The organism is Billgrantia ethanolica (assembly GCF_021404305.1).
Lineage (GTDB): Bacteria > Pseudomonadota > Gammaproteobacteria > Pseudomonadales > Halomonadaceae > Halomonas > Halomonas ethanolica.
The window spans coordinates 148966-175116 of record NZ_JABFTX010000003.1 but is presented as its reverse complement, the minus strand read 5'-3'; the positions used below and the strand labels follow the sequence as shown (position 1 = coordinate 175116).

The window sequence follows — 26151 nt, the reverse complement described above, 5'->3', positions numbered from 1 at the left end:
AGGGTTGACGAAACCCGACAAGTGGCACATGGTATACCATATGCCATAAGGCAATGCAGACGACACGCATCGCGCGTTATGCCAGAACGACACGACAGAACGACAGAACGACAGAGCAACACGACAGGACGATGCGCAATCTGACGACAACGACTAGGTGACCCACATGCCCCTGATCACGATCCACAAGAACGGCGAGGTCTTCGAAGGCGAAGTCCAGCCCAACACCAATCTGGTGGTGCGCGCCGGCATCCGCCAGTTCCCCTACCCCCACCTGAGCTACGGCTGCGGCATGGGCAAGTGCGCCAAGTGCATGTGCAAGGTACTCAAGGGGGCGGAAGCATTGCCTGAGCCCAACTGGAAGGAGAAGAAGATGCTGGGAGAGCGCCTTGAACAAGGCTACCGGCTCGCCTGCCAGCTGTGGGTGGAAGAGGATCTCGAGCTGGCTCAGGACAGCGCGGCCGGGAGCAGTCAGCCGAGCCGAGCCGGTGGCGTTACGGCTTCATGAGCGGCGACAGGCGGCCAGGTGAGCCAACACCGATTCGTTGGCAACCTGCGCCGCCATCGGTTTTGCCGATGGCGGACCGAAAGACACCACGAGTCCATCTGCGCAGTACGTTCGGTCTGCCTGCTGCGAATCAGGCCGATGACAGCACGCCTTGCAGCGCCACCTGGTACGAACGCTGAATGTGATCGTCCATCAGCGCTCGCGCCGATTTGATATCACGCTCCAGCGCCAGCTCCACCAGCTCGCCGTGCTGAGCATCCAGCACACGGCGCACCTCGGGTGCCTCCGGCGCCATGCGTCGATAGCGGTCGAATTGATCATGCAGCTGCGCGATGAAGCGCAGTAACCAAGCCGAGCCGCAGGGTGCCACCAGGGTGCGGTGGAAACAGGCATGAAAATGCTCCCACTCCTCGACCTTGTCCGGCGCCATGTCGGCCCGCTTCAAGCGGTGCGCCGCGGCCAGCAGTTCGGATTCCCATTCGGCATCCCCCAGACGAATAGCACGCTCCAGCGCCATGCCTTCGAGTTCGCGACGCATCTCGGCGATATCGTCGAGCTCGCTGCGCTCCAGGCTGGGCACGCGGAAGCCGCGCTGGTTCTCCTGAATCAGCAACCCGTGAGCCGCCAGGCGATTGAGCGCCTCACGTAGCGGACTCAGGCCTATCGCATAGCGCTCCTTGAGCGCGCTGATCGCGACCTTTTCGCCAGCAGTAAAGCGACCGTTGATCAGGTCTTGTCGCAGGGTGTCGTAGATGCGGCTGGACGCCGTCGACGACACCTGGCGTTCGGGTATCCCCATGCTCCCTCCTCAGCTCGTAGTGGAACCGAAAGTTGACGCGGCTTTTGGGCACAATCTATATTCTAGCCGAAACAATCGATTATTATTAATTAAGCTGACATATGAATCCTAAATCAATCATCAGCCCCACTACCGATGCATCAAAGAGGGTGGCATGACCGGCAACGCGCCCCTCGGCGCCTTGTTCTGGGCGTTCATACGCATCGGCCTACTTGGCTTCGGCGGCGGCCCCGCCATGATACCCCTGGTACGACAAGAGGTAGTCAAACGCCATGCCTGGCTCAGCGACGAGGAGTTCGCTGACATCCTGGCCATCGGCAATACCCTACCCGGCCCCATCGCCACCAAGATGCCGGGCTACATCGGCTACCGCGTCGCCGGCACGCTCGGCTGCATCGTCGCCGTGGGTGCCGTCATCCTTCCCATGATCGTGGCCATGATTGCGCTGCTCACGGCATTCAGCCGCTACCGCGACGTCGCCTGGATCCGCGGCATGGGCCAAGCAGTGGTACCGGTGGTGATGGTGATGATGGGACAATTGGCCTGGGACTTCCTCGACAAGTCGAAATTGGTGCTCGGCTGGCTGGTCAGTCTCACGATGGCGGCGGCGGCCGGCGTGCTGATCTATCTGCTCGGCGTGCATCCCGGCCTGGTGATCGGCGCCATCCTGGCGGCGGCGCTGCTGCGGCCAGTGCCCCGTAAGGCGCGCGCCTCATGATCTATTGGGAGCTGTTCCTAGCCTTCTTCATTCCCAACATCATCGGCTATGGCGGTGGGCCAGCGATCATTCCCCTGATCGAAGCCGAGGTGGTGGGTCGCTACGGCTGGATGAACGCCCAACAATTTGCCGAAACCCTGGCGCTGGGCAACGCCTTGCCCAGCCCCATCGCCACCAAGATGGCCGGGTACGTAGGCTATGACGTCGCCGGTATCAGCGGCGCCATGGTGGCGGTACTGGCGACAGTGGCCCCCTCGCTGTTGCTGATGCTGTGTGCGCTGGGGCTGCTTCATCGTCACCGCAACTCGCCGCGCGTTCAGCGCATGAGCCAGTGGGTGCGCCCCGTCATTGCCATGATGATGGCCTGGCTGACCTGGAGCTTCTTCAGTGAGGGCATCCGCAACGCCGGCGTGCTCCACACGCTACTGATCGGTGCGGTGGCCGCGGTCGCCTTGCTGCGTTTTCGTGCCCACCCGGCCTTCGTGGTACTCGGCGCCCTGGTTTATGGTGGTCTGTTCCTGGGCTGAGACGCCGCCGCCTACCAACAACATGCCCCACAAGGATCCCTTATGCATCACGATGCGCTTTATTATCCCTGCTCCTCGCGTCGCATGACCGCCTTCGGCACCCGTGGCATGGTCGCCACCTCCCAGCCGGTGGCCGCCCAGGTGGGCATGCAGATCCTTCAGCAGGGGGGCAATGCCGTGGATGCCGCCATCGCCAGCGCCGCTGCGCTGAGCGTGGTCGAGCCAACCTCCAACGGCATCGGCAGCGACGCCTTTGCCATCGTCTGGATCGACGGCAAGCTGCACGGTTTGAATGCCAGCGGACCGGCCCCTCAGGCCGCCACCATCGAGGCCGTGAAGGCACGGGGCCATGCCAGCATGCCGCTCCATGGCCTGCTGCCGATCACCGTGCCCGGCGCGCCGGCGGCGTGGGCGGCACTCTCCGAGCGCTTCGGCAAGCTGCCCTTCGCCGACCTGCTCGCCCCCGCGGTGGCACTGGCCGAGCAGGGTTATGCGGTCACCCCGGTGGCCCACCAGATGTGGGACGAGGCCTTCCACACTTACTCGGCCTATGACGATGTTGCCTTCAAGCCGTGGTTCGATACCTTCGCCGCCAAGGGTCGCGCGCCCAAGCCCGGCGAGCGCTGGTCGTCGACAGGCCACGCCAGTTCGCTGCGCGCCATCGCCGAGACCAAGGGCCGCGCCTTCTACGAGGGCGAGCTGGGCGACAAGATCGATGCCTTCTTCCGCGAGCACGGCGGTCTGCTGCGCAAGGCAGACCTAGCCGCCTTCCAGCCGGAATGGGTCGAGCCCATTTCCACGCGCTACCGCGGCCACGATATCTGGGAGATCCCCCCCAACGGCTCCGGCATGATCGCGTTACAGGCCCTCGGCATGCTCGAGCAGATGGGGACGGAGGGGCGCGACCCGGTAGAGACACTGCATCGGCGTATCGAGGCCACCAAACTGGCCTATGTGGATGGACTGAACTACATCACAGAGCGCGACGCCATGAAGCCGAGCGTCGAGCAGATGCTCGCCGGCGATTACCTGGCACAGCGCGCCGGACTGATCGGGGAGAAAGCCGTCGACCCGGTCCACGGCAACCCGATCATGGGCGGCACCGTCTATCTGGCCACCGCCGATGGCGAGGGCAACATGGTGTCGTTCATCCAGAGCAACTTCCATGGCTTCGGCTCGGGCATCGTGATTCCGGGTACCGGCATCAGCCTGCAGAACCGCGGCGCCTCCTTTTCCCTCGATGCCAGCCACGCCAACGCCCTGGCACCGGGCAAGCGTACCTATCACACCATCATCCCCGGCTTCATCACCCGGGATGGTCAGGCGGTGGGGCCGTTCGGGGTGATGGGGGGCTACATGCAGCCCCAAGGCCACGTGCAGGTGATCACCGCCATGCTCGAGGACCGCCTCAATCCTCAAGCGGCCCTGGACATGCCGCGCTGGAAGTGGACCAAGGGCAAGACCGTCGAGGTGGAACCACATTTTCCAGACCACCTGGCGCAAGCCCTGGCGAGGCGCGGCCACCATATCGTCAAGCTCGCCGACACGATCAGCTTCGGCCGCGGCCAGATCATCCTGCGCGACCCGGAATCCGGCGTGCTGTGCGGCGGCACCGAACCACGCACCGATGGCGCCGTGCTGCCCTGGTAGCGTGCCCGGCTGCACTTCGTAGGCAGACACCTATCCGCATCAACGACTACGGCACCCGAGGGTGCCGTAGTCGTCGGGTATCGAGGCCCCGCTAGCCCAGGTACTTGATCATCACCCCGGCGGCCACCGCCGAGCCGATGACGCCGGCCACGTTGGGCCCCATGGCGTGCATGAGCAGGAAGTTGTGCGGATTGGACTCGAGCCCCACCTTGTTGGCGACCCGTGCCGCCATCGGCACCGCCGACACCCCGGCGGCACCGATCAGCGGATTGATCGGCATGCGGCTCACCAGGTTCATCAGCTTGGCCATCAGCACGCCGGCCGCGGTCCCGATGGCGAAGGCCACCATGCCCAGCGTCATGATGCCCAGGGTTTCCAGTGCCAGGAAGCTCTCGGCCATCAGCCGCGAGCCCACGGCCAGCCCCAGCACGATGGTGACAATGTTGATCAGGGCGTTCTGCGCGGTGTCGGTCAGTCGCTCGACTACGCCGCACTCGCGCATCAGGTTGCCGAAGCAGAACATGCCCAGCAGCGGTGCGGCATCGGGCAGGAACAGCGCCACCAGCAGCAGCAGCAGCAGGGGGAAGGCGATCTTCTCCAGCTTGGAGACCGGACGCAGCTGCGTCATCGCTATCGCCCGCTCCTTGCGCGTGGTCAGCAGCCGCATGATCGGCGGCTGCAGCATTGGCACAAGCGCCATGTAGGCGTAGGCCGCCACGGCGATGGCACCCAGCAGCTCCGGCGCCAGCACGCTCGATACGTAGATCGAGGTCGGCCCGTCGGCACCGCCGATGATGCCGATGGCCGCGGCCTGCTCGATGGAGAAGTCCATCCAGCCCAGGGCCGACATGCCGACCGCGCCGAACAGGGTGGCGAAGATACCGAACTGCGCCGCCGCTCCCAGGAACAGCGTGCGCGGGTTGGCCAGCAGCGGGCCGAAGTCGGTCATCGCCCCTACGCCCATGAAGATCAGCAGCGGTGCGATACCCGAGGCCACGGCCAGGGAGTAGAAGACGTAGAGCAGCCCGTCGCCGTAGCCGACGTTCATGGCAATGTCCCGGGCAGCGCGGATCTGATCCGGTGCGGCGCCGTTGTCGACCAGTGCCTTGAGCGTGGCGCGCCACGCCTCCTCGCCGGCCAGCGGATCGAGCGTCGCACCGAGCGCCGCCGCCATCTGCTGCAGCACCGCCGGGCGCGCCACTTCGATGGCCTGGTCCAGCGCCGAGATCGCCAGGCCCGCCTCGGGAATGTTGGCGAGTATCCCGCCGAAACCGATCGGCACCAGCAGCAGCGGCTCGAACTTCTTGGCAATGGCCAGATAGAGCAGCCCCAGGCCCACCAGGATCATGACTGCCTGGCCGGGCGTCAGGTTGTAGAGGCCGGAGCCCTCCCACAGGGTCAACAGCTTTTCCATGACAGAGACCCTTACAGCACGATCAGGGTGTCGCCGACGGCGACGCTGTCGCCCTCACCGACCTTGACCTCGGACACGGTACCGCTGCTGGCAGCCCGCACTTCGGTTTCCATCTTCATCGCCTCGAGGATGATCACCACGTCGCCTTCCTGCACGCTGTCACCGGGGCGCACGTTGACCTTGAAGATGTTGCCGGCCAGCGGGGCGGTGATGGTCGCACCGCTCGATGCCGCGGGTGCGGCGGCCTGCGGCTGGGCCTGCTCCTGCACCGCACCGATCTCGCCGCCCTCGGCCACCTCCACCACGTACTGCTTGCCGTTCACCTTGACCGTGTAAGTCTCGGGGCCGGCGGGCGCCGCCGCACGCGTCGCCGGCAGCTTGCCCTCGGCCTTCTGAGCGGCAACCGGCAGGCTGGCCTCCTGACCCGGCGCCTGGGGGGCTGGCTCGAAGGCATCGGGGTTGTCGCGGTTCTTGAGGAACTTCAGCCCGATCTGCGGGAACAGTGCGTAGGTCAGCACGTCGTCGATCTCGCGCTCACCTTCGGCGAGGCGAATGCCGTCGGTCTTGGCCTTCTCCTTGAGCTCGGCGGCCAGCCGGTCCATTTCGGCTTCGAGCAGGTCGGCGGGGCGACAGGTGATCGGCTCGCCACCCTCCAGCACGCGACTCTGCAGCGCCTTGTCGAAGGGCGCCGGCGCGGCGCCGTACTCGCCCTTGAGTAGCGCCTGGACCTCCTTGGAGATCGACTTGTAGCGCTCGCCCATCATCACGTTCATCACCGCCTGGGTGCCGACGATCTGCGAGGTGGGGGTAACCAGCGGGATGAAGCCCAGGTCCTCGCGCACGCGGGGAATCTCGGACAGCACGTCGTCGAGCTTGTCGCCGGCGCCCTGCTCCTTGAGCTGGCTCTCCATGTTGGTGAGCATGCCGCCGGGCACCTGGGCCACCAGGATGCGCGAGTCGATGCCCTTGAGCGAGCCCTCGAAGGCGGCGTACTTCTTGCGTACCTCGCGGAAGTAACCGGCGATGTCCTCGAGCAGCTCGAGGTCGAGGTTGGTGTCGCGCTCGGTGCCCTTGAGGATCGCCACCACCGACTCGGTAGGGCTGTGGCCGTAGGTCATCGACATCGAGGAGATGGCCGTGTCGACGTTGTCGATACCGGCCTCCACCGCCTTGAGGATGGCAGCAGTGGACATGCCGGTGGTGGCATGGCACTGCATGTGGATCGGGATCGACAGGGCCTTCTTCAGCCGCGTGACCAGCTCATAGGCGTCATAGGGGGCCAGCAGGCCGGCCATATCCTTGATTGCCAGCGAGTCGGCGCCCATGTCGGCGATGGTCTCGGCCAGCTCGACCCAGCTGTCGAGGGTGTGCACCGGGCTCACGGTGTAGGAGATGGTGCCCTGAGCGTGGCCGCCCACCTTGCGTACGGCCTTGATGGCCCGCTCCAGGTTGCGCGGATCGTTCATGGCATCGAACACGCGGAACACATCGACGCCGTTGGTCTTGGCCCGCTCGACGAAGCGGTCGACCACGTCGTCGGCGTAGTGGCGGTAGCCAAGCAGGTTCTGGCCGCGCAGCAGCATCTGCTGCGGCGTGTTGGGCATGGCCTCCTTCAACGCGCGTATCCGCTCCCACGGATCCTCACCGAGGTAGCGGATACAGGCGTCGAAGGTGGCACCGCCCCAGGACTCCAGCGACCAGAAGCCGACCCGGTCGAGCTTCTCGGCGATCGGCAGCATGTCGTCGAGCCGCATGCGGGTGGCAAATAGCGACTGGTGGGCGTCGCGCAGGACGACGTCGGTGATGCCCAGCGGGCGATTGGTCTCGCTCATGACAATGACCCCGTGAATGGCGTGTTGTGTAGTAGTATTGCGTTCGCTGGCAGCCGTCAGCGACGCTGACGATAGCGATGGATGGCGGTGCTGATGACGGCCATGATTTCGGCGTCATCCTTGGTGGATGGCGTGGTCGAGGTCGGCGCAGCGGCCGGGGCAACGGGGGACGGCGCGAGGCGGCGAACCACCAACGACATCAGGGTGGTGGCCAGCACCAGAATGGTAAGAAAAACAAAAACGAACCCCATGCCGACCCCCATCAGGGCCAGACCATCGAGTAGCAACTGCTCATCCTGCATGCCTACTCCCCTTGTTCTTGAGCCGAGTTCGTGAGCCAAATTGCCGCAAACATGACGCCAAGCATTTAAAGTTGGCCATCTAAACTGCCACACTCCGGATGAATTGCAAGCACCCCATGGTGGAAGCCAGCGTTGTTGTTTTACTACAAGGAAGGATCGGACTCGCCCCCATGGAGGGCGTGATCGATGCCCATGCCCGCGATCTCCTCACCCGTCGGCCCGGTTTCGACTGGGCGGTGACGGAGTTCGTCCGCGTCGTCGATGCACGGTTGCCGCCCAAGGTCTTCCTACGCCACTGCCCTGAGCTCGACACCGGTGTAGTCACGCCGGCGGGGGTTCCCGTCGCGTTGCAGCTGCTCGGCAGCGATCCCGCAGCGCTGGCGGCCAACGCCGAGCAGGCGCGAGACCTCGGCGCCAGCGCCATCGATCTCAACTTCGGCTGTCCGGCCAAGCTGGTCAACCGTCATGATGGCGGCGCCTCACTGCTGCGCGACCCACGTCGGGTGCAGGCCGCCGTGGCTGCGGTTCACGACGCCGTAGGTGACACGATACCGGTGACGGCCAAGATCCGCCTCGGCTTCTCGCATCGCCGCCTGGCGCTGGCCTGCGCCCAGGCCGCCGCCGACGGCGGTGCCAAGCAGCTCGTGGTACATGCACGCACCCGCGACGAAGGCTATCGCCCACCGGCCCACTGGGAGTGGATCGGTCGCATTCGTCGTCATCTCCAGATTCCGGTGGTCGCCAACGGCGATATCTGGAGCCTGGAGGACTACTGGAAGGCACGCACTCTGTCCGGCTGCCACGACGTCATGCTGGGCCGAGGCGCGCTTGCCGACCCACTGCTGGCGCCCCGCATCCGCCACTGGCTGAGTACCGGCGAACGGCTGCCCGATACGCAGTGGCAGGAGCGGGCTGCCATCCTGGCCCAATATGCTGCATTGCAGCGTAGCACACTTCCCGAACGCATTGTCACTTCCCTGGTAAAACAGTGGCTGAACCATATGCGCTATCGAAACGACGAAGCGGAGCGGCGCTTCCAGGCAGTGAAGCGCATCAACGATCTCGAAGGGCTGCTCGAAGGGCTGCTGGCCGGGCTCGGGCACGCGCCGCAGGAACCCGGACACACGCCTTCAGGAGCGCCTGCAGGCACACTCTGTCACGTCTGAAGCGATTGCCATGGTAGAGCCCCACACCCAACCGCAAACGGCCTGGCAAGGGGTCCCAGGGAGCAACCTCGGGAATCAAGAGCGGGCGGTAGCCCCAGGCCATGAAGAAGAGGCGATAAAAAAGGTGCCGTCGAATCTCGAAGGCACCCAAACGATCGCGCGATTGATATGACTTTCTCCGTCTCGACTGGCCGAGACGCATGCCCAGGTTCCAAAGGAGCTGAGCAGAAGTAAAAAACCCGCCCTCACAGGAGGACGGGTTCTGAATCTGGCGCGCCCGGGAGGATTCGAACCTCCGACCACCTGATTCGTAGTCAGGTACTCTATCCAGCTGAGCTACGGGCGCGGATAGCAAGACCGAGGTCCTGCCGATAGTCACCACTGCTTCGAAATTTGCGCTTTCCGAGACAGGATCAAACGCCCATGCTCATGACCGTTTCATCTTGTTTCTTGGCGCGCCCGGGAGGATTCGAACCTCCGACCACCTGATTCGTAGTCAGGTACTCTATCCAGCTGAGCTACGGGCGCATCTTCACGCTTCGAACCATCATGCATCTAACAATGGCTTCATGTCGCATGGCGGAGAGGGAGGGATTCGAACCCTCGATGGGGCTATAAACCCCATACTCCCTTAGCAGGGGAGCGCCTTCAGCCACTCGGCCACCTCTCCCTCAACGACACGGCGCATATCCTATCTTTTCTACCGCGCTTTGTCCAGCGTATTCAGACATTTGTTTCCTGTTGCCGAAACCGGCGGAGACAGTGTCGTCTACTAAGCCTGACCGCTTCCACCCTCTTCGTCTGACTTTTCACGCTGGATGCGCTGATAGATTTCCTCACGATGTACGGCGACATCCTTGGGGGCATTGACGCCAATACGTACCTGATTGCCCTTGACGCCAAGGACGGTCACGGTGATGTCATCACCGATCATCAGCGTTTCACCGACTCGGCGGGTCAGGATGAGCATGACTGATCTCCTTCTCAGACGACTTGCAACGGGATAGGCGTCGATCCCATCGACGCTAGGTTGCTCTCATTATGTAACACATTAGTACCACAGTGCACCAAGGTGCATCACCACCACCCAACCCCACCATGACACGATGACAGCGTTGAAGGGAAGCCGGGCCGCTCATCGCGGCAGGCCTCCCCAGAGTAGAAGAGACACCCGCTGAAGTCGTCATACCTCGTTAATGTTCTTGTTACGTTCTTATTCGCTCTCGATATCGCTCTTGTCGAGGCCGAATGCGGTGTGCAGGGCGCGAACGGCGAGCTCCATCTGCTTCTCGTCGATGACGACCGAGATCTTGATCTCGGAAGTGGACACCATGCGGATGTTGATGTTCTCGTCGGCCAGCACGCGGAACATCTTGGAGGCCACCCCGGCATGCGAGCGCATGCCCACGCCGACCAGAGAGACCTTGGCGATGTTGTCGTCGCCGTTGACCTCACCGCCCCCCAGGTCGGGAATCACCTGCTCCTCGAGGATCTTGAGCGTCTTCTTATAGTCGCCCTTGGCCACGGTGAAGGTGAAGTCGGTGTAGTCGCCGGCCGGCGCCACGTTCTGCACGATCATGTCGACTTCGATGTTGGCGTCGGCGATCGGGCCCAGAATGCGCGAGGCAACGCCCGGCACGTCCGGCGTATGGAGCAGGGTCAGCTTGGCCTCGTTGGCGGTGAAGGCGATGCCTGAGATCAGCGGTTCTTCCATGGAGTCCTCGTCTTGGTCGGATTCAGCAACGATCAGTGTGCCGGGGCCATCCTGGAAACTGGACAGCACGCGCAGCGGGACATTGTACTTGCCGGCGAATTCCACCGAGCGGATCTGTAGCACCTTGGAGCCGAGGCTCGCCAGTTCCAGCATCTCCTCGACGGTGATGGTGTCGAGGCGCTGAGCCTTCGAGCAGACCCGTGGGTCGGTGGTATAGACGCCGTCGACGTCGGTATAGATCTGACACTCATCGGCGCCCAGCGCTGCCGCCAGCGCTACGCCGGTGGTGTCGGAGCCGCCGCGACCGAGGGTGGTGATGTTGCCCTCTTCGTCGACGCCCTGGAAGCCGGCCACCACGACCACCTTGCCCTCGTCGAGGTCTTCGCGCATCTCGTCGGTCTCGATGCGCTGAATGCGGGCCTTGGTGTGAGCGCTGTCGGTGAGGATGCCCACCTGGGAGCCGGTATAGGAGGTGGCCGGCACACCCAGCTTGTGCAGGGCGAGTGCCAGCAGCGAGATGGTCACCTGCTCGCCGGTGGAGACCAGCATGTCCATTTCGCGCGGCGTGGGCTCGTCGTTGATCTCGTTGGCCATACCGATCAGACGGTTGGTCTCGCCGCTCATGGCGGAGACCACGACCACCACCTGATGGCCGTCGTCACGAAAGCCCTTGACCTTCTCGGCCACGGCCTTGATGCGCTCCACGGAGCCCACCGAGGTACCACCGAATTTCTGTACGTAAAGTGCCATCTACGGTTTTCCCTCGCTTGTCGAGCGATGCACGCTCGGATGAGTGAAAGTCGTCAACGTAAAAGGGCCGTAACGCAGCGTCACGGCCCCGACCGTCCTCAATGCAACTGCTGTTCGACCCAGGCGGATACGCTCTCCAGGGCCGCCGGCAGGGCCGCCACGTCGCTGCCCCCGGCCTGGGCCATGTCGGCGCGACCGCCGCCCTTGCCGCCCACCTGGGTGGCCACGTGATTGACCAGCTCGCCGGCCTTGACCCTGCCGGTGAGATCGTCGGTGACACCGGCGATCAGGCTCACCTTGCCCGCTTCGCGGTCGGCCACGCCGAGCACCACGATGCCCGAGCCCAGCTTGTTCTTGAGCTGGTCGAGCACGCCGCGCAGCTCCTTGGCCGAAACGCCTTCGAGCTGGGTAGCCAGCAGCTTGATCCCGGCGATTTCCTGCGCCTGCGCCAGCATGTCGCTGCCCGCGGCGCTGGCCAGCTTGGCCTTGAGCCGCTCGAGTTCCTTCTCCAGGCTGCGGTTACGCTCTACCAGCGACTCGACGCGCTCCTCGACCTGCTCCGGCTTGGCCTTGAGACGTTCGCCGATGCGCGCCAGCCGCATTTCCTGCTCGCGGAAGTAGGCCAGCGCCCCTTCGCCGGTGATCGCCTCGATGCGGCGCACGCCCGCCGCGATGCCCTGCTCACTGACAATGTGGAAGCAGCCGATGTCGCCGCTGCGGGCCACGTGGGTGCCGCCGCACAGCTCGATTGAGAAGTCGTCGGCACCAATGGTCAGTACCCGCACGTTGTCGGCGTACTTGGCCTCGAACAGCGCCGCCGCGCCCCTGGCCTTGGCCTGGTCCAGGGTCATCTGCTCGATGCGGGTCGGAGCGTTGGCCAGTATCTGCTCGTTGACCAGACGCTCCACCTCGGCCAGCTGTTCGGCGGTCATGGCCTCGAAATGGCTGAAGTCGAAGCGCAGCCGCTCCGGCGTCACCAGCGAGCCCTTCTGCTGCACGTGGTCGCCCAGCACCAGGCGCAGCGCCTTGTGCATCAGGTGAGTGGCGGAGTGGTTGCGGATGGTGGCACCGCGCAGCTCGGCATCGACCTGGGGGCTCACTTCGGCACCGACGCTCAGGCTGCCCTCGAGCAGCACGCCGTGGTGCAGGTGGTGACCGCCCTGCTTCTGGGTGTCGTTGACCAGGAAACGGCCTCCGTCCAAGTGCAGGTAGCCGGTATCGCCCACCTGGCCGCCCGACTCGCCGTAGAACGGCGTACGGTCGAGTACCACGATGCCGCGCTGATCGGGCTCGAGCGACGCCAGGGCGTTGCCTTCACGGTCGACGATGGCCATCACCGTGGCGCGATCCTCGAGCCGGTCGTAGCCGGTAAAGGCAGTCTCGCCTTCCAGCTCCAGCGACGCATGGTAGTCCGCGCCGAACTGGCTGGCCGCCCGGGCGCGCTCGCGCTGCGCCTCGAGCGCACGCTTGAAGCCGATTTCATCGAGGGTCACGCCGCGCTCGCGGCAGACGTCGGCGGTGAGGTCGTAGGGGAAGCCGTAAGTGTCGTAGAGCTTGAACACCGTCTCGCCCGGCAGCACCTCGCCATCGAGCTCTGCCAGCGCCTCCTCGAGCAGGCCCATGCCGTGCTCGAGGGTGCGCGCGAACTGTTCCTCCTCCTTGAGCAGGATGCGCTCGATCTGGTGACGCCCCTCACGCAGCTCGGGGTAGGCGTCGCCCATCTCGACGTCCAGCGCCCCCACCAGCTTGTGGAAGAAATTATCCTTGGCGCCCAGCTTGTGGCCATGGCGAATGGCACGCCGGATGATCCGGCGCAGCACGTAGCCGCGCCCCTCGTTGGAGGGCAGCACGCCATCGGCGATCAGGAAGGCGCAGGAGCGGATATGGTCGGCAATCACCCGCAGCGAGGGGTGGCGCGTATCCGCATGGCCGGTGCGCTGTGCAGCCGCCTTGAGCAGGTTCTGGAACAGGTCGATCTCGTAGTTGGAGTGCACGCCCTGCAGCACCGCCGCTACCCGCTCGAGGCCCATGCCGGTATCGATGGACGGCTTGGGCAGCGGATTGAGGTTGCCGGCCGCGTCGCGATCGAACTGCATGAACACCAGATTCCAGATCTCGATGTAGCGGTCGCCGTCCTCTTCTGGGCTTCCTGGGGGGCCACCCCACACTTCGGGGCCGTGGTCGTAGAAGATCTCCGAGCTCGGGCCGCAGGGACCGGTGTCGCCCATCTGCCAGAAGTTGTCCTCGTCGAGCTTGGAGAAGCGCCGCGGATCGACGCCGATCTCTTCCTTCCAGATCTTCTCCGCCTCGTCGTCGCTGATGTGCACCGTGACCCACAGTTTTTCGGCGGGCAGCCCCAGGCGCTGGGTCAGGAACTCCCAGGCAAAGCGGATGGCATCGCGCTTGAAGTAGTCGCCGAAGCTGAAGTTGCCCAGCATCTCGAAGAAGGTGTGATGCCGCGCGGTGTAGCCGACGTTGTCGAGGTCGTTGTGCTTGCCGCCGGCGCGTACGCAGCGCTGAGCCGAGGTGGCACGCACGTAGGGGCGCGGGTCGCGGCCGAGGAAGACGTCCTTGAACGGCACCATGCCGGCATTGGTGAACAGCAGCGTCGGGTCGTTGTCCGGCACCAGGGAGCTGGATGGCACAACGGTATGCCCGTGCTCCTCGAAATAATTCAGAAAGGCCTGTCTGATGTCTGCGCTTTTCATGGCATATCCGTGGCGATGAGCGTGGTGACCCGACGGGCAGGCGCGCTCGGCACCGCTTCACACGGCCGAATTCGCACGCCTTGGCGTGTCAGGAGCGCCACCGAGGGCGTTCACAAAGGGAGGCATTATAGCGCAGTTGTCAAGCGACTGAAGGGGGCGGCGCTCATACGGCAGGGTCATTCGGCGGCATTGCACCGCTCGAGAGCATAGCGTACCTGTTCGAATTCGAAACCGCGAGACGCCAGGAAACGCTCGCGCCGGGCCCGCTCGCGGGGGGTACTGTCAGGCTGGGAGTAGCGCCGCGCCAGCGTCGCGGCGGCAAGCTCGAACCAATCGACCTCGCCCTCCCGCTCGGCCTCGGCCAGTGCGGCCGCGATCAGGGCGCGTTCGACGCCGCGCCGCTCCAGCTCGGCCCGCACCTTCAGCGGGCCCTGGCCGCGCGCGATGCGCGAGCGCACGAAACTCTCGACGAAGCGGGTGTCGGACTGCAGGCCTTCGTCGGCCAGGGTATCGAGGCAGGCGGCTATCGCCTCGGCCGAGTGGGCTCGCGCCGCTAGCCGCTGGGCCAGCTCGGCGCGAGCGTACTCGCGCCGGGCCAGCAGGCGGATGGCGTCGTCCCGCGGGGACGACGCACGCTCGGAACCGGACTGCAATGGCATGGTTTAACGCAACATGGTTTAACGCAACATGGTTTTAGAGCGGCATGCTTAGAGCAGGTCGTCCTCGCGCTCGGCCTCGGCGGCCAGCGGCTCGGCGACCTCCTCCTTGGGCGCCGCCGTGGCCAGCAGTTGGCCGCGGATCTGGCTCTCGATCTCCTCCATCACCGCCGGGTTGTCCTCGAGGAACTGCGCGGCGTTGGCCTTGCCCTGGCCGATCTTGTTGCCCTTGTAGCTGTACCAGGCGCCGGCCTTGTCGACCAGGTTGCACTGTACGCCAAGGTCGATCACCTCACCGGCGTGGTAGATGCCCTTGCCGTAGAGAATCTGGAACTCGGCCTGACGGAACGGCGGTGCCACCTTGTTCTTCACCACCTTGACGCGGGTCTCGTTGCCGGTCACCTCGTCGCCCTGCTTGACCGAACCGGTGCGGCGGATGTCGAGGCGCACGCTGGCGTAGAACTTCAGTGCGTTGCCGCCGGTGGTGGTCTCGGGGCTGCCGAACATCACGCCGATCTTCATGCGGATCTGGTTGATGAACACCACCAGACAGTTGGCGTTCTTGATGTGGCCGGTGATCTTACGCAGCGCCTGGGACATCAGGCGCGCCTGCAGGCCGACGTGGGAGTCGCCCATCTCGCCCTCGATCTCGGCCCGCGGGGTGAGCGCCGCCACCGAGTCAATGATGATCACGTCGACGCCGCCGGAGCGCACCAGCATGTCGCAGATCTCCAGCGCCTGCTCGCCGGTGTCCGGCTGCGATACCAGCAGGTCGTCGAGGTTGACGCCGAGCTTCTCGGCGTAGCTCGGGTCGAGGGCGTGCTCGGCATCGATGAAGGCGCAGGTCTTGCCCTGCTTCTGGGCCTGGGCGATCACCGACAGGGTCAGGGTGGTCTTGCCCGAGGACTCCGGACCGAAGATCTCCACCACGCGGCCAAAGGGCAGGCCGCCGATGCCCAGGGCGATGTCCAGCCCCAGCGAACCGGTGGACACCGAGGGCATCGCCACCCGCGGCGCATCGCCCAGGCGCATCACGGTACCCTTGCCGAACTGCCGCTCGATCTGGGAAAGGGCGGCATTCAATGCCTTGGAACGATTTTCATCCTGTGCCATGAGGCTCTCCTCGCAGAACTCGCAGACGCTGCAAATGCAATGCTGCAAATACAATGATGAATGGTGGGCCGCCAAGGGGAGCACACCCGGACACTGTATGGTTGGACAGTAGTATGACGAAAAAAACGCCGCGCGCCTAGTCACTCGTTCAACGTGCCTGCCCCGGCGGGTTCTCCAGGTAGCGAATCAGCCCGACGATGGCCTCGCGCACCGCCCGCTCGCGCACCGCCCGGCGGTCGCCGGGAAAGTGGAAGCGCTCGGCGCGCTGCTCGTGTTTGCTGCCCCAGGCCAGCCAGACGGTGCCCACCGGCTTTTCCGGCGTACCTCCATCGGGACCGGCCACGCCGCTGATCGCCACCCCCAGCTTGGCGCCGCTGTCGCGGCAGGCGCCCGCCACCATGGCCTCCACCACCTCACGGCTGACGGCGCCGTGCTCGGCAATCAACGCCTCGGCAACGCCCAGCAGGCGGGCCTTGGCCGCATTGGAATAGGTCACGTAGCCGGTCTCGAAGTAGTCCGAGCTGCCCGCCACCGAGGTGATGGCACTGGCCACTCCACCGCCGGTGCACGATTCGGCCGCGGTCACGCTGACGCCCTGCTCGCGGCAGCGCCGCCCGAGGCGCTCGGCCAGCGTGGTGAGATCGAGGTTGGCGAGGCTGGAAGCACTATGCGGCATGGTATCGCTCCTGATCGAGTGGACTGCCTGCCACCATAGCGCATCCTTTCTGCGGCGGCAGGCCATCCTCTGCGCAGATTCGCGCCGGCCCCGAGCGTGTCGGCTCCGGGCCGTGCATGTTAACCTTGCCCTCCCACGCCCCACACAATCGACGAGCCAGCCGAGAACGCATGAACGACGCGGTCAAGACGGCCATGCCGGCCCACACCCCGATGATGGTCCAGTACCTGAAGATCAAGCGCGAGCATCCCGACGTGCTGCTCTTCTATCGCATGGGCGATTTCTACGAGCTGTTTTTCGACGACGCCAGGCGCGCCGCCGCTCTGCTCGACATCACCCTGACCCAGCGCGGCCAGTCCGGCGGCAAGCCGATCCCCATGGCCGGCGTGCCCTACCACAGCGCCGAGGGCTACCTGGCGCGCCTGGTCAAGGCCGGCGAGTCGGTGGCGATCTGCGAGCAGACCGGCGACCCGGCGACGAGCAAGGGACCGGTGGAGCGCCGCGTGGTGCGCATCGTCACCCCCGGCACGCTGCACGACGAAGCGCTGCTCGACGCCCGCCGCGACAACCTGCTGGTCGCCGTGCACCCGGCCGGCGACTGCTGGGGCATCGCCTGGCTGGAGCTCTCCAGCGGACGCTTCAGCGTGCTCGAGGTGGAGGGCGAGGGAGACATGCTCGCCGAGCTTCAGCGTCTCGATCCCGCCGAGCTGCTCATCGCCGAGAGCCTGTCGCTACCGCCCGCCCTGGAAGGGCGACCGGGCCTGCGCCGCCAGAGCGACTGGCTGTTCGATCTCGAATCGGCCACGCGCCTGCTGTGCGACCAGTTCCAGGTGCAGGACCTGCGCGGCTTCGGCTGCGCCCATCTCGAGGCCGCGCTGACCGCCGCCGGGGTGCTGGTCGAATACGCCCGCGACACCCAGCGCTCGCCGCTGCCCCACGTCACCGCGCTGGGGGTGGAGAACCGCGACGACGCGGTGGTGATCGACGCCGCCAGCCGGCGCAATCTGGAGATCGACATCAATCTTGGCGGCAGTAGCGACAATACGCTGGCCAGCGTACTCGACACCACCGCCACTGCCATGGGCTCGCGGCTGCTCAAGCGCTGGCTCAACCGTCCGCTGCGCGACCGCGACCAGGTGCAGGGGCGTCAGGCCGCAGTCGCCCTGCTGCTGGAGCAGGAGGGCTTCGTCGCCCTGCGCGAGCTGCTCAAGGCGATCGGCGACGTGGAGCGCATTCTGGCACGGGTGGCGCTCTACAGCGCCCGGCCGCGGGATCTGGCCCGCCTGCGCGACGCCCTGCTCGCCCTGCCGGAGCTCCAGGGCGAACTGCAGGGTTACGGCGAAGGCACCGCCCTGGACGAACTGGCCCACCATATCCGTCCCTATCCCGAGCTTGCCGACATGCTCGCCCGGGGGCTGTTCGACAATCCCCCGGTGGTGATACGCGACGGCGGCGTGATCCGCGACGGCTTCGACGCCGAGCTCGACGACTACCGCGGCCTGGCCGAGCACGCCGGCGACTATCTGGTGAAGCTCGAAGCCCGCGAGCGCGAGCGCACCGGCCTGGCCGGGCTCAAGGTGGGCTACAACCGCGTACACGGCTACTACATCGAGATTCCCCGCGCCCAGGCCCGTGAGGTGCCGGTGGACTACGTGCGCCGCCAGACCCTGAAGAACGCCGAGCGCTTCATCATTCCCGAACTCAAGGAGTTCGAGGACAAGGCGCTGTCGGCCAAGTCGCGCGCCCTGGCCCGGGAAAAGCTGCTCTACGACGGCCTGCTCGACTCGCTCAACGCCGAGCTTGCCCCCCTGCAGGGCACCGGCCGCGCGCTGGCCGCGCTGGATGTGCTCTGCGCCTTCGCCGAGCGTGCCCTGGCGCTGGGCTTCTCGCGGCCCCGGCTCGACGAGGCGCCGGGCATCGAGATTCGCGGCGGACGCCACCCGGTGGTGGAGCACGTCAGCGACGCCCCTTTCGTGCCCAACGACCTGGTGCTCGACGACAACCGCCGCATGCTGGTGATCACCGGACCCAACATGGGCGGTAAGTCGACCTACATGCGCCAGGCGGCGTTGATCACCCTGCTCGCTCACACCGGCAGCTTCGTGCCGGCCGACGAGGCCTGCATCGGCCCGGTGGATCGCATCTACACCCGCATCGGCTCGTCGGACGACCTGGCCGGCGGGCGCTCCACCTTCATGGTGGAGATGACCGAGACCGCCAGCATCCTGCACAACGCCACCGACCACAGCCTGGTGCTGATGGACGAGATCGGCCGCGGCACCAGCACCTTCGACGGGCTGTCGCTGGCCTGGGCCAGCGCCGAGCACCTGACCCGCACCCGCGCCTTCACCCTGTTCGCCACCCACTACTTCGAGATGACCGCGCTGGCCGAACAGGCCGAAGGGGTGGCCAACGTGCACCTCACGGCCGCCGAGCATCGCGACGGCATCGTCTTCATGCATCGGGTGGAAGAGGGCCCCGCCAGCCAGAGCTACGGCCTGCAGGTGGCACAGCTGGCCGGCGTGCCGCAGTCGGTCATCGCGCGGGCGCGGGACAAGCTGGCCCAACTCGAGCAGCAGGAGGTCGACCAGAGCAGTCGCGGCGGCGGCATGCCTCGGGGCGACGATGCCAAGCCGATGCAGAGCGACCTGTTCGCCAGCGCACCGCACCCGCTACTCGACGCCCTGGCCGAGCTGGACCCGGATGAGCTGACGCCGCGCCGGGCGCTGGAGTTGATCTATACCTGGCGAGAGCAGCTGTAGGGAAGCGCTGAACAAATCGGCGAGCGAGATGAAGCGCAAGGCGCACGGAGCACAGGAACCGGAGCATATGGGGTATATGTGAGGGTTTCGAGCACCGCGCAACGAAGCGATTCGCTCGCGCAGGCATTTGCGCAGTGTTTCCCTAGGTGCCGTGTCGCTTGCTCAGGCAGGCCACCATGACTAGAATGAAGCGTCCAATTTTATCGCCATTATAAGAAGTTGGTTTTTTATAACTTTTAGGCTTAAACAAGTTATCGACATCACCCCGGGCAAGGCACCCGGCCGTGAAGAGGGAGACAGGCATGACCTTTGTCGTCACCGAAAACTGCATCAAGTGCAAGTACACCGATTGCGTCGAGGTCTGCCCGGTGGACTGCTTCTATGAGGGGCCCAACTTCCTGGTGATCCATCCGGACGAGTGCATCGACTGCGCCCTGTGCGAGCCGGAATGCCCCGCCGAAGCGATCTTCTCGGAGGATGAGCTACCGGAAGGCCAGGAGGAGTTCATTGCGCTCAACGCCGAACTCTCCGAGGTGTGGCCGAACATCGCCGAGAAGAAGGATCCGCCGGCCGACGCCGAGGAGTGGGATGGCAAGCCGGGCAAGCTGCAGTACCTGGAGCGCTGAGCCCCGCTTCCCGAGCCGGACGCTTTCGAACGAGAGACGAATCGGACCGAAGGAGTCCGACTGGGCGTAAGTGACTGAGCCTGTCCGACCTGAGCCGAGGGCCAAGCGGCCTTCGGCATTTGCACATGGGCCATAGCTCTTGGGCAAAAAAAAGGCGACCCTAAGGTCGCCCGGCTCCCAGCATTTCCTTGGGCGGTTCCTTCCGCCCTCTCTCCAGTGGCAGCTTCCCTGCCCGGAGGCGACTTCCTGTCACACCGGGCGTGCCACGAATCAAGCATCCCGTTGCATCCTGCTGGAGAGCCTCCCGCTCTGCCTTGTCCCACACGCATTCTGGCATTTCCGCCAAAAGACGCAAACGCGCTCCTGCGCGCCCCTGGCAACCTCGCCAAATCTGGCCGGTTGACAGCGAAAACATCAAATTCTTTAAAAACAATGAGATAAAGAAAAACCGACACCCAAGGCATCGGTTTTTCCTAGTAGGATTAGGCTTGAATCGTCGCCTCTTTGTAGGCAATTTCCTACAAAAATGTCAGCGATATCGTCGGTTCAGCGCCCAATCACGACCCATTTACTGCCCTTTGATGGCTGTTCGTCCGGGGTAGCTCACGCGCTCGCCGAGCTGCTGCTCGATCACCAGCAGACGGTTGTACTTGGCCACGCGATCGGAGCGGCACAGCGAACCGGTCTTGATCTGACCCGCCGAGGTGCCCACCGCCAGATCGGCGATGGTGGTGTCCTCGGTCTCGCCGCTGCGATGGGAGATCACTGCGGTGAAGCCGGCGTCCTGGGCCATTTTGATGGCGTCCAGCGTCTCGGAGAGGGAGCCGATCTGGTTGAACTTGATCAGGATGGAATTGCCGATCTTCTCGTCGATGCCACGCTTGAGGATCTTGGTGTTGGTGACGAACAGATCGTCGCCCACCAGCTGCACCTTGTCGCCGAGCTTGTCGGTCAGCGTCTTCCAGCCGTCCCAGTCGGACTCGTCCATGCCATCTTCGATGGAGACGATGGGGTACTGGTCGCACAGCTCGGCCAGGTAGTCGACGAAGCCATTGGCATCGAAGGCCTTGCCCTCGCCGGAGAGGTCGTACTGACCGTCCTTGTAGAACTCGGAGGAAGCGCAGTCCAGCGCAAGGGTCACGTCGCGGCCGAGTTCGTAGCCGGCATCGGCAACGGCCTGCTTGATCACGGCGAGCGCCTCGGCGTTGGACTCCAGGTTGGGCGCGAAGCCGCCCTCGTCGCCCACGGCGGTGGAGAGGCCCTTGGCCGAAAGTACCTTCTTCAGCGCATGGAAGATCTCGGCGCCGACCCGCAGGGCCTCGCGGAAGTTCGGGGCGCCCACCGGCTGCACCATGAACTCCTGGATATCGACGTTGTTGTCGGCATGCTCGCCGCCGTTGAGGATGTTCATCATCGGCACCGGCATGCTGTACTGGCCCGGCTGGCCGTAGAGTTCGGCGATGTGGGCATACAGCGGCATGCCCTTGGCGTTGGCTGCCGCCTTGGCCGCCGCCAGCGACACGGCGAGGATGGCATTGGCGCCCAGCTTGGCCTTGTTGTCGGTGCCGTCGAGCTCGAGCATGGCATTGTCGAGACCGCGCTGGTCGCGGGCATCCATCCCCACGAGCCGCTCGCGGATGGCGCCGTTGACGGCTTCCACCGCCTTGAGCACGCCCTTGCCCAGGTAACGCGACTTGTCACCGTCGCGCAGCTCCAGCGCCTCGCGGGAGCCAGTGGAGGCGCCGCTCGGGGCGCAGGCCACGCCCACGGCGCCGCTCTCCAGGCGCACCTCGGCCTGCACGGTGGGGTTGCCGCGGGAGTCGAGCACCTCGAGGGCCTGGATATCGACAATCTTGGTCATCTCTATCGTCCTTTCATTCAGTCAGCGTTGATTGAGTCGTGGGAATCGCTTTTTCTCTCTCGGCTTTATTCGATTTTCAGCGCCGGGAAGCCCTTGACCAGATCGTCGAGCGCTTTCGCCTGGGTCAGGAAGGGTTCGAGCTGGTCCAGCGGCAGTGCGCAGGGGCCGTCGCACAGAGCATTGTCGGGGTCCGGATGCGCTTCGAGGAAGAGCCCGGCCAGCCCCACGGCAATGCCGGCGCGTGCCAGCTCGGCCACCTGCTGGCGACGTCCGCCGGCGCTGTCGGCGCGCCCGCCGGGGCGCTGCAGGGAGTGGGTGACGTCGAAGAATACCGGGCAGCCGGTCTGCTTCATGTCACCGAAACCGAGCATGTCGACGATCAGATTATTGTATCCGAAGCTCGATCCGCGCTCGCAAAGCAGTACACGGTCGTTGCCCGCCTCTTCGCACTTGCGAATGATGTGGCGCATTTCGTGGGGCGCCAGGAACTGCGGCTTCTTGATGTTGAGCACCGCACCGGTCCGCGCCATGGCCACCACCAGGTCGGTTTGGCGCGCCAGGAAGGCCGGCAGCTGAATGATGTCGGCCACCTCGGCCACCGGCTCGGCCTGCCACGGCTCGTGCACGTCGGTGATCACCGGTACGCCGAAGCGCTGCTTGATCTCGGCCAGGATCTCCAGCCCCTTCTCCAGGCCGGGGCCTCGGAAGGAGTGGATGGAGCTGCGGTTGGCCTTGTCGAAGCTGGCCTTGAACACATAGGGCATGCCGAGCCGACCGGTTACCTCGACATAGGTCTTGGCCACCTCGAGGGCCAGCTCGCGGGACTCCAGCACGTTCATGCCGCCGAGCAGCATCAGCGGCAAAGAATTGCCGGCGGTGAGGCCGGCAAAGGAGATATGACGTTCGGGTGTGGACGGGGTCATGGCAGACATGGTCTCACTCCTGATGCGAGGAGAGCGCGCGAGCGCGCGCCGCCTTGTGCTCCAGCGCCGCGTTGACGAAGCCGGTGAACAGCGGATGGCCGTCGCGCGGCGTGGAGGTGAACTCGGGATGGAACTGGCAGGCCACGAACCAGGGGTGGTCGGGCAGCTCGATCATCTCCACCAGCGAGTTGTCGACGCTCTTGCCGGAGACCACCAGGCCGGCCTTCTCCAGCTGCTCTATGAACTGGTTGTTGACCTCGAACCGGTGGCGATGGCGCTCGACGATCTCGTCGCTGCCGTAGGCTTCGCGCGCCTTGGTGCCCGCCGCGAGGTGGCATACCTGGCCGCCCAGACGCATGGTGCCGCCCAGGTCGGAGGCCTCGTCACGCAGCTCGATCTTGCCCTCGGCGTTGATCCACTCGGTGATCAGGCCCACCACCGGATGCTGGGTGTCGTGGGTGAACTCGGTGGAGTTGGCATCTTCCCAGCCGGCCACGTGACGGGCGAACTCGATCACCGCGACCTGCATGCCGAGGCAGATACCGAGATAGGGAATGCCGTTCTCGCGTGCGTAGCGGGCGGTGGCGATCTTGCCCTCCACGCCACGCTCGCCGAAGCCGCCGGGCACCAGGATAGCGTCCTTGCCGGCCAGGCGTTCGGTGCCCTGACGCTCGATGATCTCGGAGTCGATGTAGTCGACGTTGACCTTGACCCGGGTCTGAATGCCGGCGTGGATCAGCGCCTCGTTGAGCGACTTGTAGGCGTCGAGCAGCTCCATGTACTTGCCGACCATGGCGATGTTGATCGACTTCAACGGATTGAGCTTGGCGTCGAGCACCCGGACCCACTCATCGAGATCGGCCGGTGCCGCTTCGAGGCGCAGCTTGTCGCAGACGATCTCGTCGAGGCCGTGCTCATGGAGCATCAGCGGGATACGGTAGATGGTGTCGGCGTCCTGCAGCGGCACCACGGCACGCTCTTCGACGTTGGTGAACAGCGCAATCTTGCGCCGCTCGGTCTCTTCCAGTTCGACTTCGCTGCGACAGATCAGGATGTCGGGCTGGATACCGATGGAGCGCAGCTCCTTGACGCTGTGCTGGGTCGGCTTGGTCTTGGTCTCGCCGGCTGTCTTGATGTAGGGCACCAGGGTGAGGTGCATGAAGATCGCCCGGCTCGCCCCCAGCTCACTGCGGATCTGGCGGATCGACTCGAGGAACGGCAGCGACTCGATGTCGCCCACGGTACCGCCGATCTCCACCAGGGCCACGTCGAAGCCCTCGCCGCCGGCATACACACGACGCTTGATCTCGTCGGTGATGTGGGGGATCACCTGCACGGTGCCACCCAGGTAGTCGCCACGGCGCTCACGACGCAGCACGTGCTCGTAGACGCGGCCGGTGGTGAAGTTGTTGCCCTGGGTCATCTTGGTGCGGATGAAGCGCTCGTAGTGGCCCAGGTCGAGGTCGGTCTCGGCGCCATCTTCGGTGACGAACACCTCGCCGTGCTGGAAGGGGCTCATGGTGCCCGGATCCACGTTGATATAGGGATCGAGCTTGAGCATGGTGACCTTGAGGCCGCGCGCCTCGAGAATCGCCGCCAGCGAGGCCGACGCGATGCCCTTGCCAAGAGAGGACACAACGCCGCCGGTCACGAAGATATATCGTGTCATGGAGAACCTGTCGAAACGTGATCGGTAGGCCCGGCAGAAAGCCGCGCCAGGATGGGACGACAGCGTAGCAGATTACGACCAATGGCTCAATTTCAGCCGACTTAGTGACTTTGAGTGGTCTTGGCGGCCTCGAATGCGGCTGTACCGGGGGCAGGCCGTCGAGGAGGCGCTGTGAACCCATCCCTGGGCGCTACTTTTGCCTTCCCTGGCAAAAGACCTCCTCTTTGGCCTGCCCCCCCGGCGCCGCTCACCGTAGCGGTACGACAGACTGTTTTCACAGCGCCTCCGCCTAGCCCTGTCGACGGGAGAGCCTCGGGAACGGGCCTCTACAGGCCCGCCCCACATCAGCAGAGCCTCAGACCTTCAGGTAGTCGAGGATACCCTCGGCGGCCTGACGGCCCTCGAACACGGCGGTGACCACCAGATCGGAGCCGCGCACCATGTCGCCGCCAGCGAAGATCTTCTCGTTGGTGGTCTGGAAGGCGTAGGCGGCCTTCTCGGGTGCCAGCACACGGTCACGCTCGTCGAGTTCGATACCGAACTTCTCGAACCAGGGCGCCGGGCTCGGCTGGAAGCCGAAGGCGATGACCACGGCGTCGGCCGGCAGGATCTCCTCGGAGCCGGGCACCACCTCGGGGCGACGACGACCGTTCTCGTCGGGCTCGCCCAGGCGCGTACGCACTACCTTCACACCCTCGACCTTGCCTTCGCCGACCACCGCCACCGGCTGGCGGTTGAACAGGAACTCCACCCCCTCCTCGCGGGCGTTGGCCACCTCGCGCTTGGAACCGGGCATGTTCTCCTCGTCGCGGCGGTAGGCGCAGGTCACCGTGGCCGCACCCTGGCGAATCGCCGTGCGGTTACAGTCCATGGCGGTGTCGCCGCCGCCCAGCACCACCACCTTCTGTCCTTCCAGCGAGACGTAATCGGCCGGATCCTTCTCGAAGCCGAGGCAGTGGTTGACGTTGGCGATCAGATAGTCGAGTGCCTTGTGCACGCCGGGCAGGTCCTCACCCGGGAAGCCGCCGGTCATGTACTTGTAGGTGCCCATGCCGAGGAACACCGCGTCGTACTCCTCGAGCAGCGACTCGAAGGGGATGTCCTTGCCGATCTCGACGTTGAGACGGAACTCGATGCCCATCTCCTCGAACACCGCCCGGCGGCGCTCCATCACCGTCTTGTCGAGCTTGAACTCGGGGATGCCGAAGGTCAGCAGGCCGCCGATCTCGGGGTACTTGTCGAACACCACCGGCTTGACGCCGTTGCGCACCAAGATGTCGGCACAGCCCAGCCCCGCCGGCCCGGCACCGACGATGGCAACCTTCTTGTCGGTCCAGGTGACCTGGGACATGTCGGGGCGCCAGCCCATGGCGAAGGCAGTATCGGTGATGTACTTCTCCACCGAGCCGATGGTCACCGCGCCGAAGCCGTCGTTGAGGGTACAGGCGCCCTCGCACAGCCGGTCCTGCGGACACACCCGGCCGCACACCTCGGGCAGCGAGTTGGTCTTGTGCGATAGCTCGGCGGCCTCGATGATGTTGCCCTCGGCCACCAGCTGCAGCCAGTTGGGAATGTAGTTATGCACCGGGCACTTCCACTCGCAGTACGGGTTGCCGCAGTGCAGGCAGCGGTGCGACTGGCTGGCCGCCTCCTGGGGCTTGTACGGCTCGTAGATCTCGGCGAACTCGCGCGAGCGGGTCCGAGCATCCTTCTTCTGCGGGTCCTGGCGGCCCACGTCGAGGAACTGAAAGTCGTTTCTGGTCAATCGGTTGGCCAT

At 65.1% G+C, this 26151-nt stretch carries 21 protein-coding genes and 3 tRNA genes; 7 read left to right on the top strand and 17 right to left on the bottom strand.

What is annotated here, in order from left to right; all coding sequences use genetic code 11:
* Positions 1–166 precede the first annotated feature (166 nt).
* Positions 167–508 (top strand): 2Fe-2S iron-sulfur cluster-binding protein, encoded by a 342-nt coding sequence (locus tag HOP53_RS13795; RefSeq protein WP_234270568.1) that lies wholly within the window; start codon positions 167–169, stop codon positions 506–508.
* 130 nt (positions 509–638) lie between these two features.
* On the opposite strand, the gene HOP53_RS13790 is transcribed toward HOP53_RS13795, so the two are convergent.
* Entirely contained in the window at positions 639–1307 is a 669-nt protein-coding gene (locus HOP53_RS13790) for a GntR family transcriptional regulator (RefSeq protein WP_234270567.1), read from the bottom strand.
* A gap of 154 nt (positions 1308–1461) precedes the next feature.
* Between HOP53_RS13790 and HOP53_RS13785 the strand changes: the two genes are divergently transcribed.
* From HOP53_RS13785 to HOP53_RS13775, 3 genes are read left to right on the top strand one after another with little or no spacing between them, the layout of a single operon-like run.
* Positions 1462–2025, top strand: coding sequence for a chromate transporter (locus HOP53_RS13785; RefSeq protein ID WP_234270566.1), 564 nt, complete (start codon positions 1462–1464; stop codon positions 2023–2025).
* Positions 2022–2552, top strand: coding sequence for a chromate transporter (locus HOP53_RS13780; protein ID WP_234270565.1), 531 nt, complete (start codon positions 2022–2024; stop codon positions 2550–2552). The genes HOP53_RS13785 and HOP53_RS13780 overlap by 4 nt, the downstream gene beginning before the upstream one ends.
* A gap of 42 nt (positions 2553–2594) precedes the next feature.
* Positions 2595–4202 (top strand): gamma-glutamyltransferase family protein, encoded by a 1608-nt coding sequence (locus HOP53_RS13775; protein WP_234270564.1) that lies wholly within the window; start codon positions 2595–2597, stop codon positions 4200–4202.
* A gap of 91 nt (positions 4203–4293) precedes the next feature.
* Here the strand turns inward: HOP53_RS13775 and HOP53_RS13770 are convergent, their stop codons facing one another.
* From HOP53_RS13770 to HOP53_RS13760, 3 genes are read right to left on the bottom strand one after another with little or no spacing between them, the layout of a single operon-like run.
* Positions 4294–5616, bottom strand: coding sequence for a sodium ion-translocating decarboxylase subunit beta (locus HOP53_RS13770; protein WP_234270563.1), 1323 nt, complete (start codon positions 5614–5616; stop codon positions 4294–4296).
* A gap of 11 nt (positions 5617–5627) precedes the next feature.
* Positions 5628–7448: a sodium-extruding oxaloacetate decarboxylase subunit alpha gene (gene oadA, locus HOP53_RS13765; protein WP_234270562.1), complete on the bottom strand. Its 1821-nt coding sequence runs from the start codon at positions 7446–7448 to the stop codon at positions 5628–5630.
* 56 nt (positions 7449–7504) lie between these two features.
* On the bottom strand, positions 7505–7750 hold the full coding sequence (locus HOP53_RS13760; RefSeq protein WP_234260171.1) for an OadG family protein: 246 nt from the start codon (positions 7748–7750) through the stop codon (positions 7505–7507).
* 170 nt (positions 7751–7920) lie between these two features.
* Here HOP53_RS13760 and HOP53_RS13755 point away from each other — a divergent pair, with 170 nt between their 5' ends.
* The gene (locus HOP53_RS13755; RefSeq protein ID WP_234270561.1) at positions 7921–8916 is read left to right on the top strand and encodes a tRNA dihydrouridine synthase; all 996 of its coding nucleotides are present in this window, start codon (positions 7921–7923) and stop codon (positions 8914–8916) included.
* Between the two features lie 269 nt (positions 8917–9185).
* On the opposite strand, the gene HOP53_RS13750 is transcribed toward HOP53_RS13755, so the two are convergent.
* The 9 genes from HOP53_RS13750 to HOP53_RS13710 form a co-directional block, all read right to left on the bottom strand.
* Positions 9186–9262 (bottom strand) — tRNA-Arg (locus HOP53_RS13750).
* 105 nt (positions 9263–9367) lie between these two features.
* Positions 9368–9444, bottom strand: a tRNA-Arg gene (locus HOP53_RS13745).
* 49 nt (positions 9445–9493) lie between these two features.
* Positions 9494–9586, bottom strand: a tRNA-Ser gene (locus HOP53_RS13740).
* 102 nt (positions 9587–9688) lie between these two features.
* Entirely contained in the window at positions 9689–9886 is a 198-nt protein-coding gene (csrA, locus tag HOP53_RS13735) for a carbon storage regulator CsrA (RefSeq protein ID WP_010630095.1), read from the bottom strand.
* A 243-nt stretch (positions 9887–10129) separates the two neighbouring features.
* Positions 10130–11380 (bottom strand): aspartate kinase, encoded by a 1251-nt coding sequence (locus HOP53_RS13730; RefSeq protein WP_234270560.1) that lies wholly within the window; start codon positions 11378–11380, stop codon positions 10130–10132.
* 98 nt (positions 11381–11478) lie between these two features.
* Positions 11479–14088, bottom strand: a complete 2610-nt coding sequence (alaS, locus tag HOP53_RS13725) for an alanine--tRNA ligase (protein WP_234270559.1) — start codon at positions 14086–14088, stop codon at positions 11479–11481.
* Positions 14089–14264: 176 nt separating this feature from the next.
* Positions 14265–14747 carry a regulatory protein RecX gene (locus tag HOP53_RS13720; RefSeq protein ID WP_234270558.1) on the bottom strand — a complete coding sequence of 161 codons (483 nt, stop codon included), beginning with the start codon at positions 14745–14747 and terminating at the stop codon, positions 14265–14267.
* A gap of 48 nt (positions 14748–14795) precedes the next feature.
* Positions 14796–15857, bottom strand: coding sequence for a recombinase RecA (gene recA, locus HOP53_RS13715; protein ID WP_234270557.1), 1062 nt, complete (start codon positions 15855–15857; stop codon positions 14796–14798).
* A 148-nt stretch (positions 15858–16005) separates the two neighbouring features.
* Positions 16006–16533 (bottom strand): CinA family protein, encoded by a 528-nt coding sequence (locus tag HOP53_RS13710; RefSeq protein WP_234270556.1) that lies wholly within the window; start codon positions 16531–16533, stop codon positions 16006–16008.
* Between the two features lie 170 nt (positions 16534–16703).
* Here HOP53_RS13710 and mutS point away from each other — a divergent pair, with 170 nt between their 5' ends.
* Together mutS and fdxA are read left to right on the top strand one after the other, a co-directional pair.
* Positions 16704–19295: a DNA mismatch repair protein MutS gene (gene mutS / locus HOP53_RS13705; protein ID WP_234270555.1), complete on the top strand. Its 2592-nt coding sequence runs from the start codon at positions 16704–16706 to the stop codon at positions 19293–19295.
* 302 nt (positions 19296–19597) lie between these two features.
* Entirely contained in the window at positions 19598–19921 is a 324-nt protein-coding gene (gene fdxA / locus HOP53_RS13700; protein WP_010630102.1) for a ferredoxin FdxA, read from the top strand.
* 568 nt (positions 19922–20489) lie between these two features.
* On the opposite strand, the gene eno is transcribed toward fdxA, so the two are convergent.
* The 4 genes from eno to HOP53_RS13680 form a co-directional block, all read right to left on the bottom strand.
* Positions 20490–21782 carry a phosphopyruvate hydratase gene (eno, locus tag HOP53_RS13695; RefSeq protein WP_234270554.1) on the bottom strand — a complete coding sequence of 431 codons (1293 nt, stop codon included), beginning with the start codon at positions 21780–21782 and terminating at the stop codon, positions 20490–20492.
* Between the two features lie 65 nt (positions 21783–21847).
* Positions 21848–22705 (bottom strand): 3-deoxy-8-phosphooctulonate synthase, encoded by an 858-nt coding sequence (kdsA, locus tag HOP53_RS13690; protein WP_422677619.1) that lies wholly within the window; start codon positions 22703–22705, stop codon positions 21848–21850.
* 13 nt (positions 22706–22718) lie between these two features.
* On the bottom strand, positions 22719–24374 hold the full coding sequence (locus HOP53_RS13685; protein ID WP_234270552.1) for a CTP synthase: 1656 nt from the start codon (positions 24372–24374) through the stop codon (positions 22719–22721).
* Between the two features lie 355 nt (positions 24375–24729).
* On the bottom strand, positions 24730–26151 hold the full coding sequence (locus tag HOP53_RS13680) for an FAD-dependent oxidoreductase (RefSeq protein WP_234270551.1): 1422 nt from the start codon (positions 26149–26151) through the stop codon (positions 24730–24732).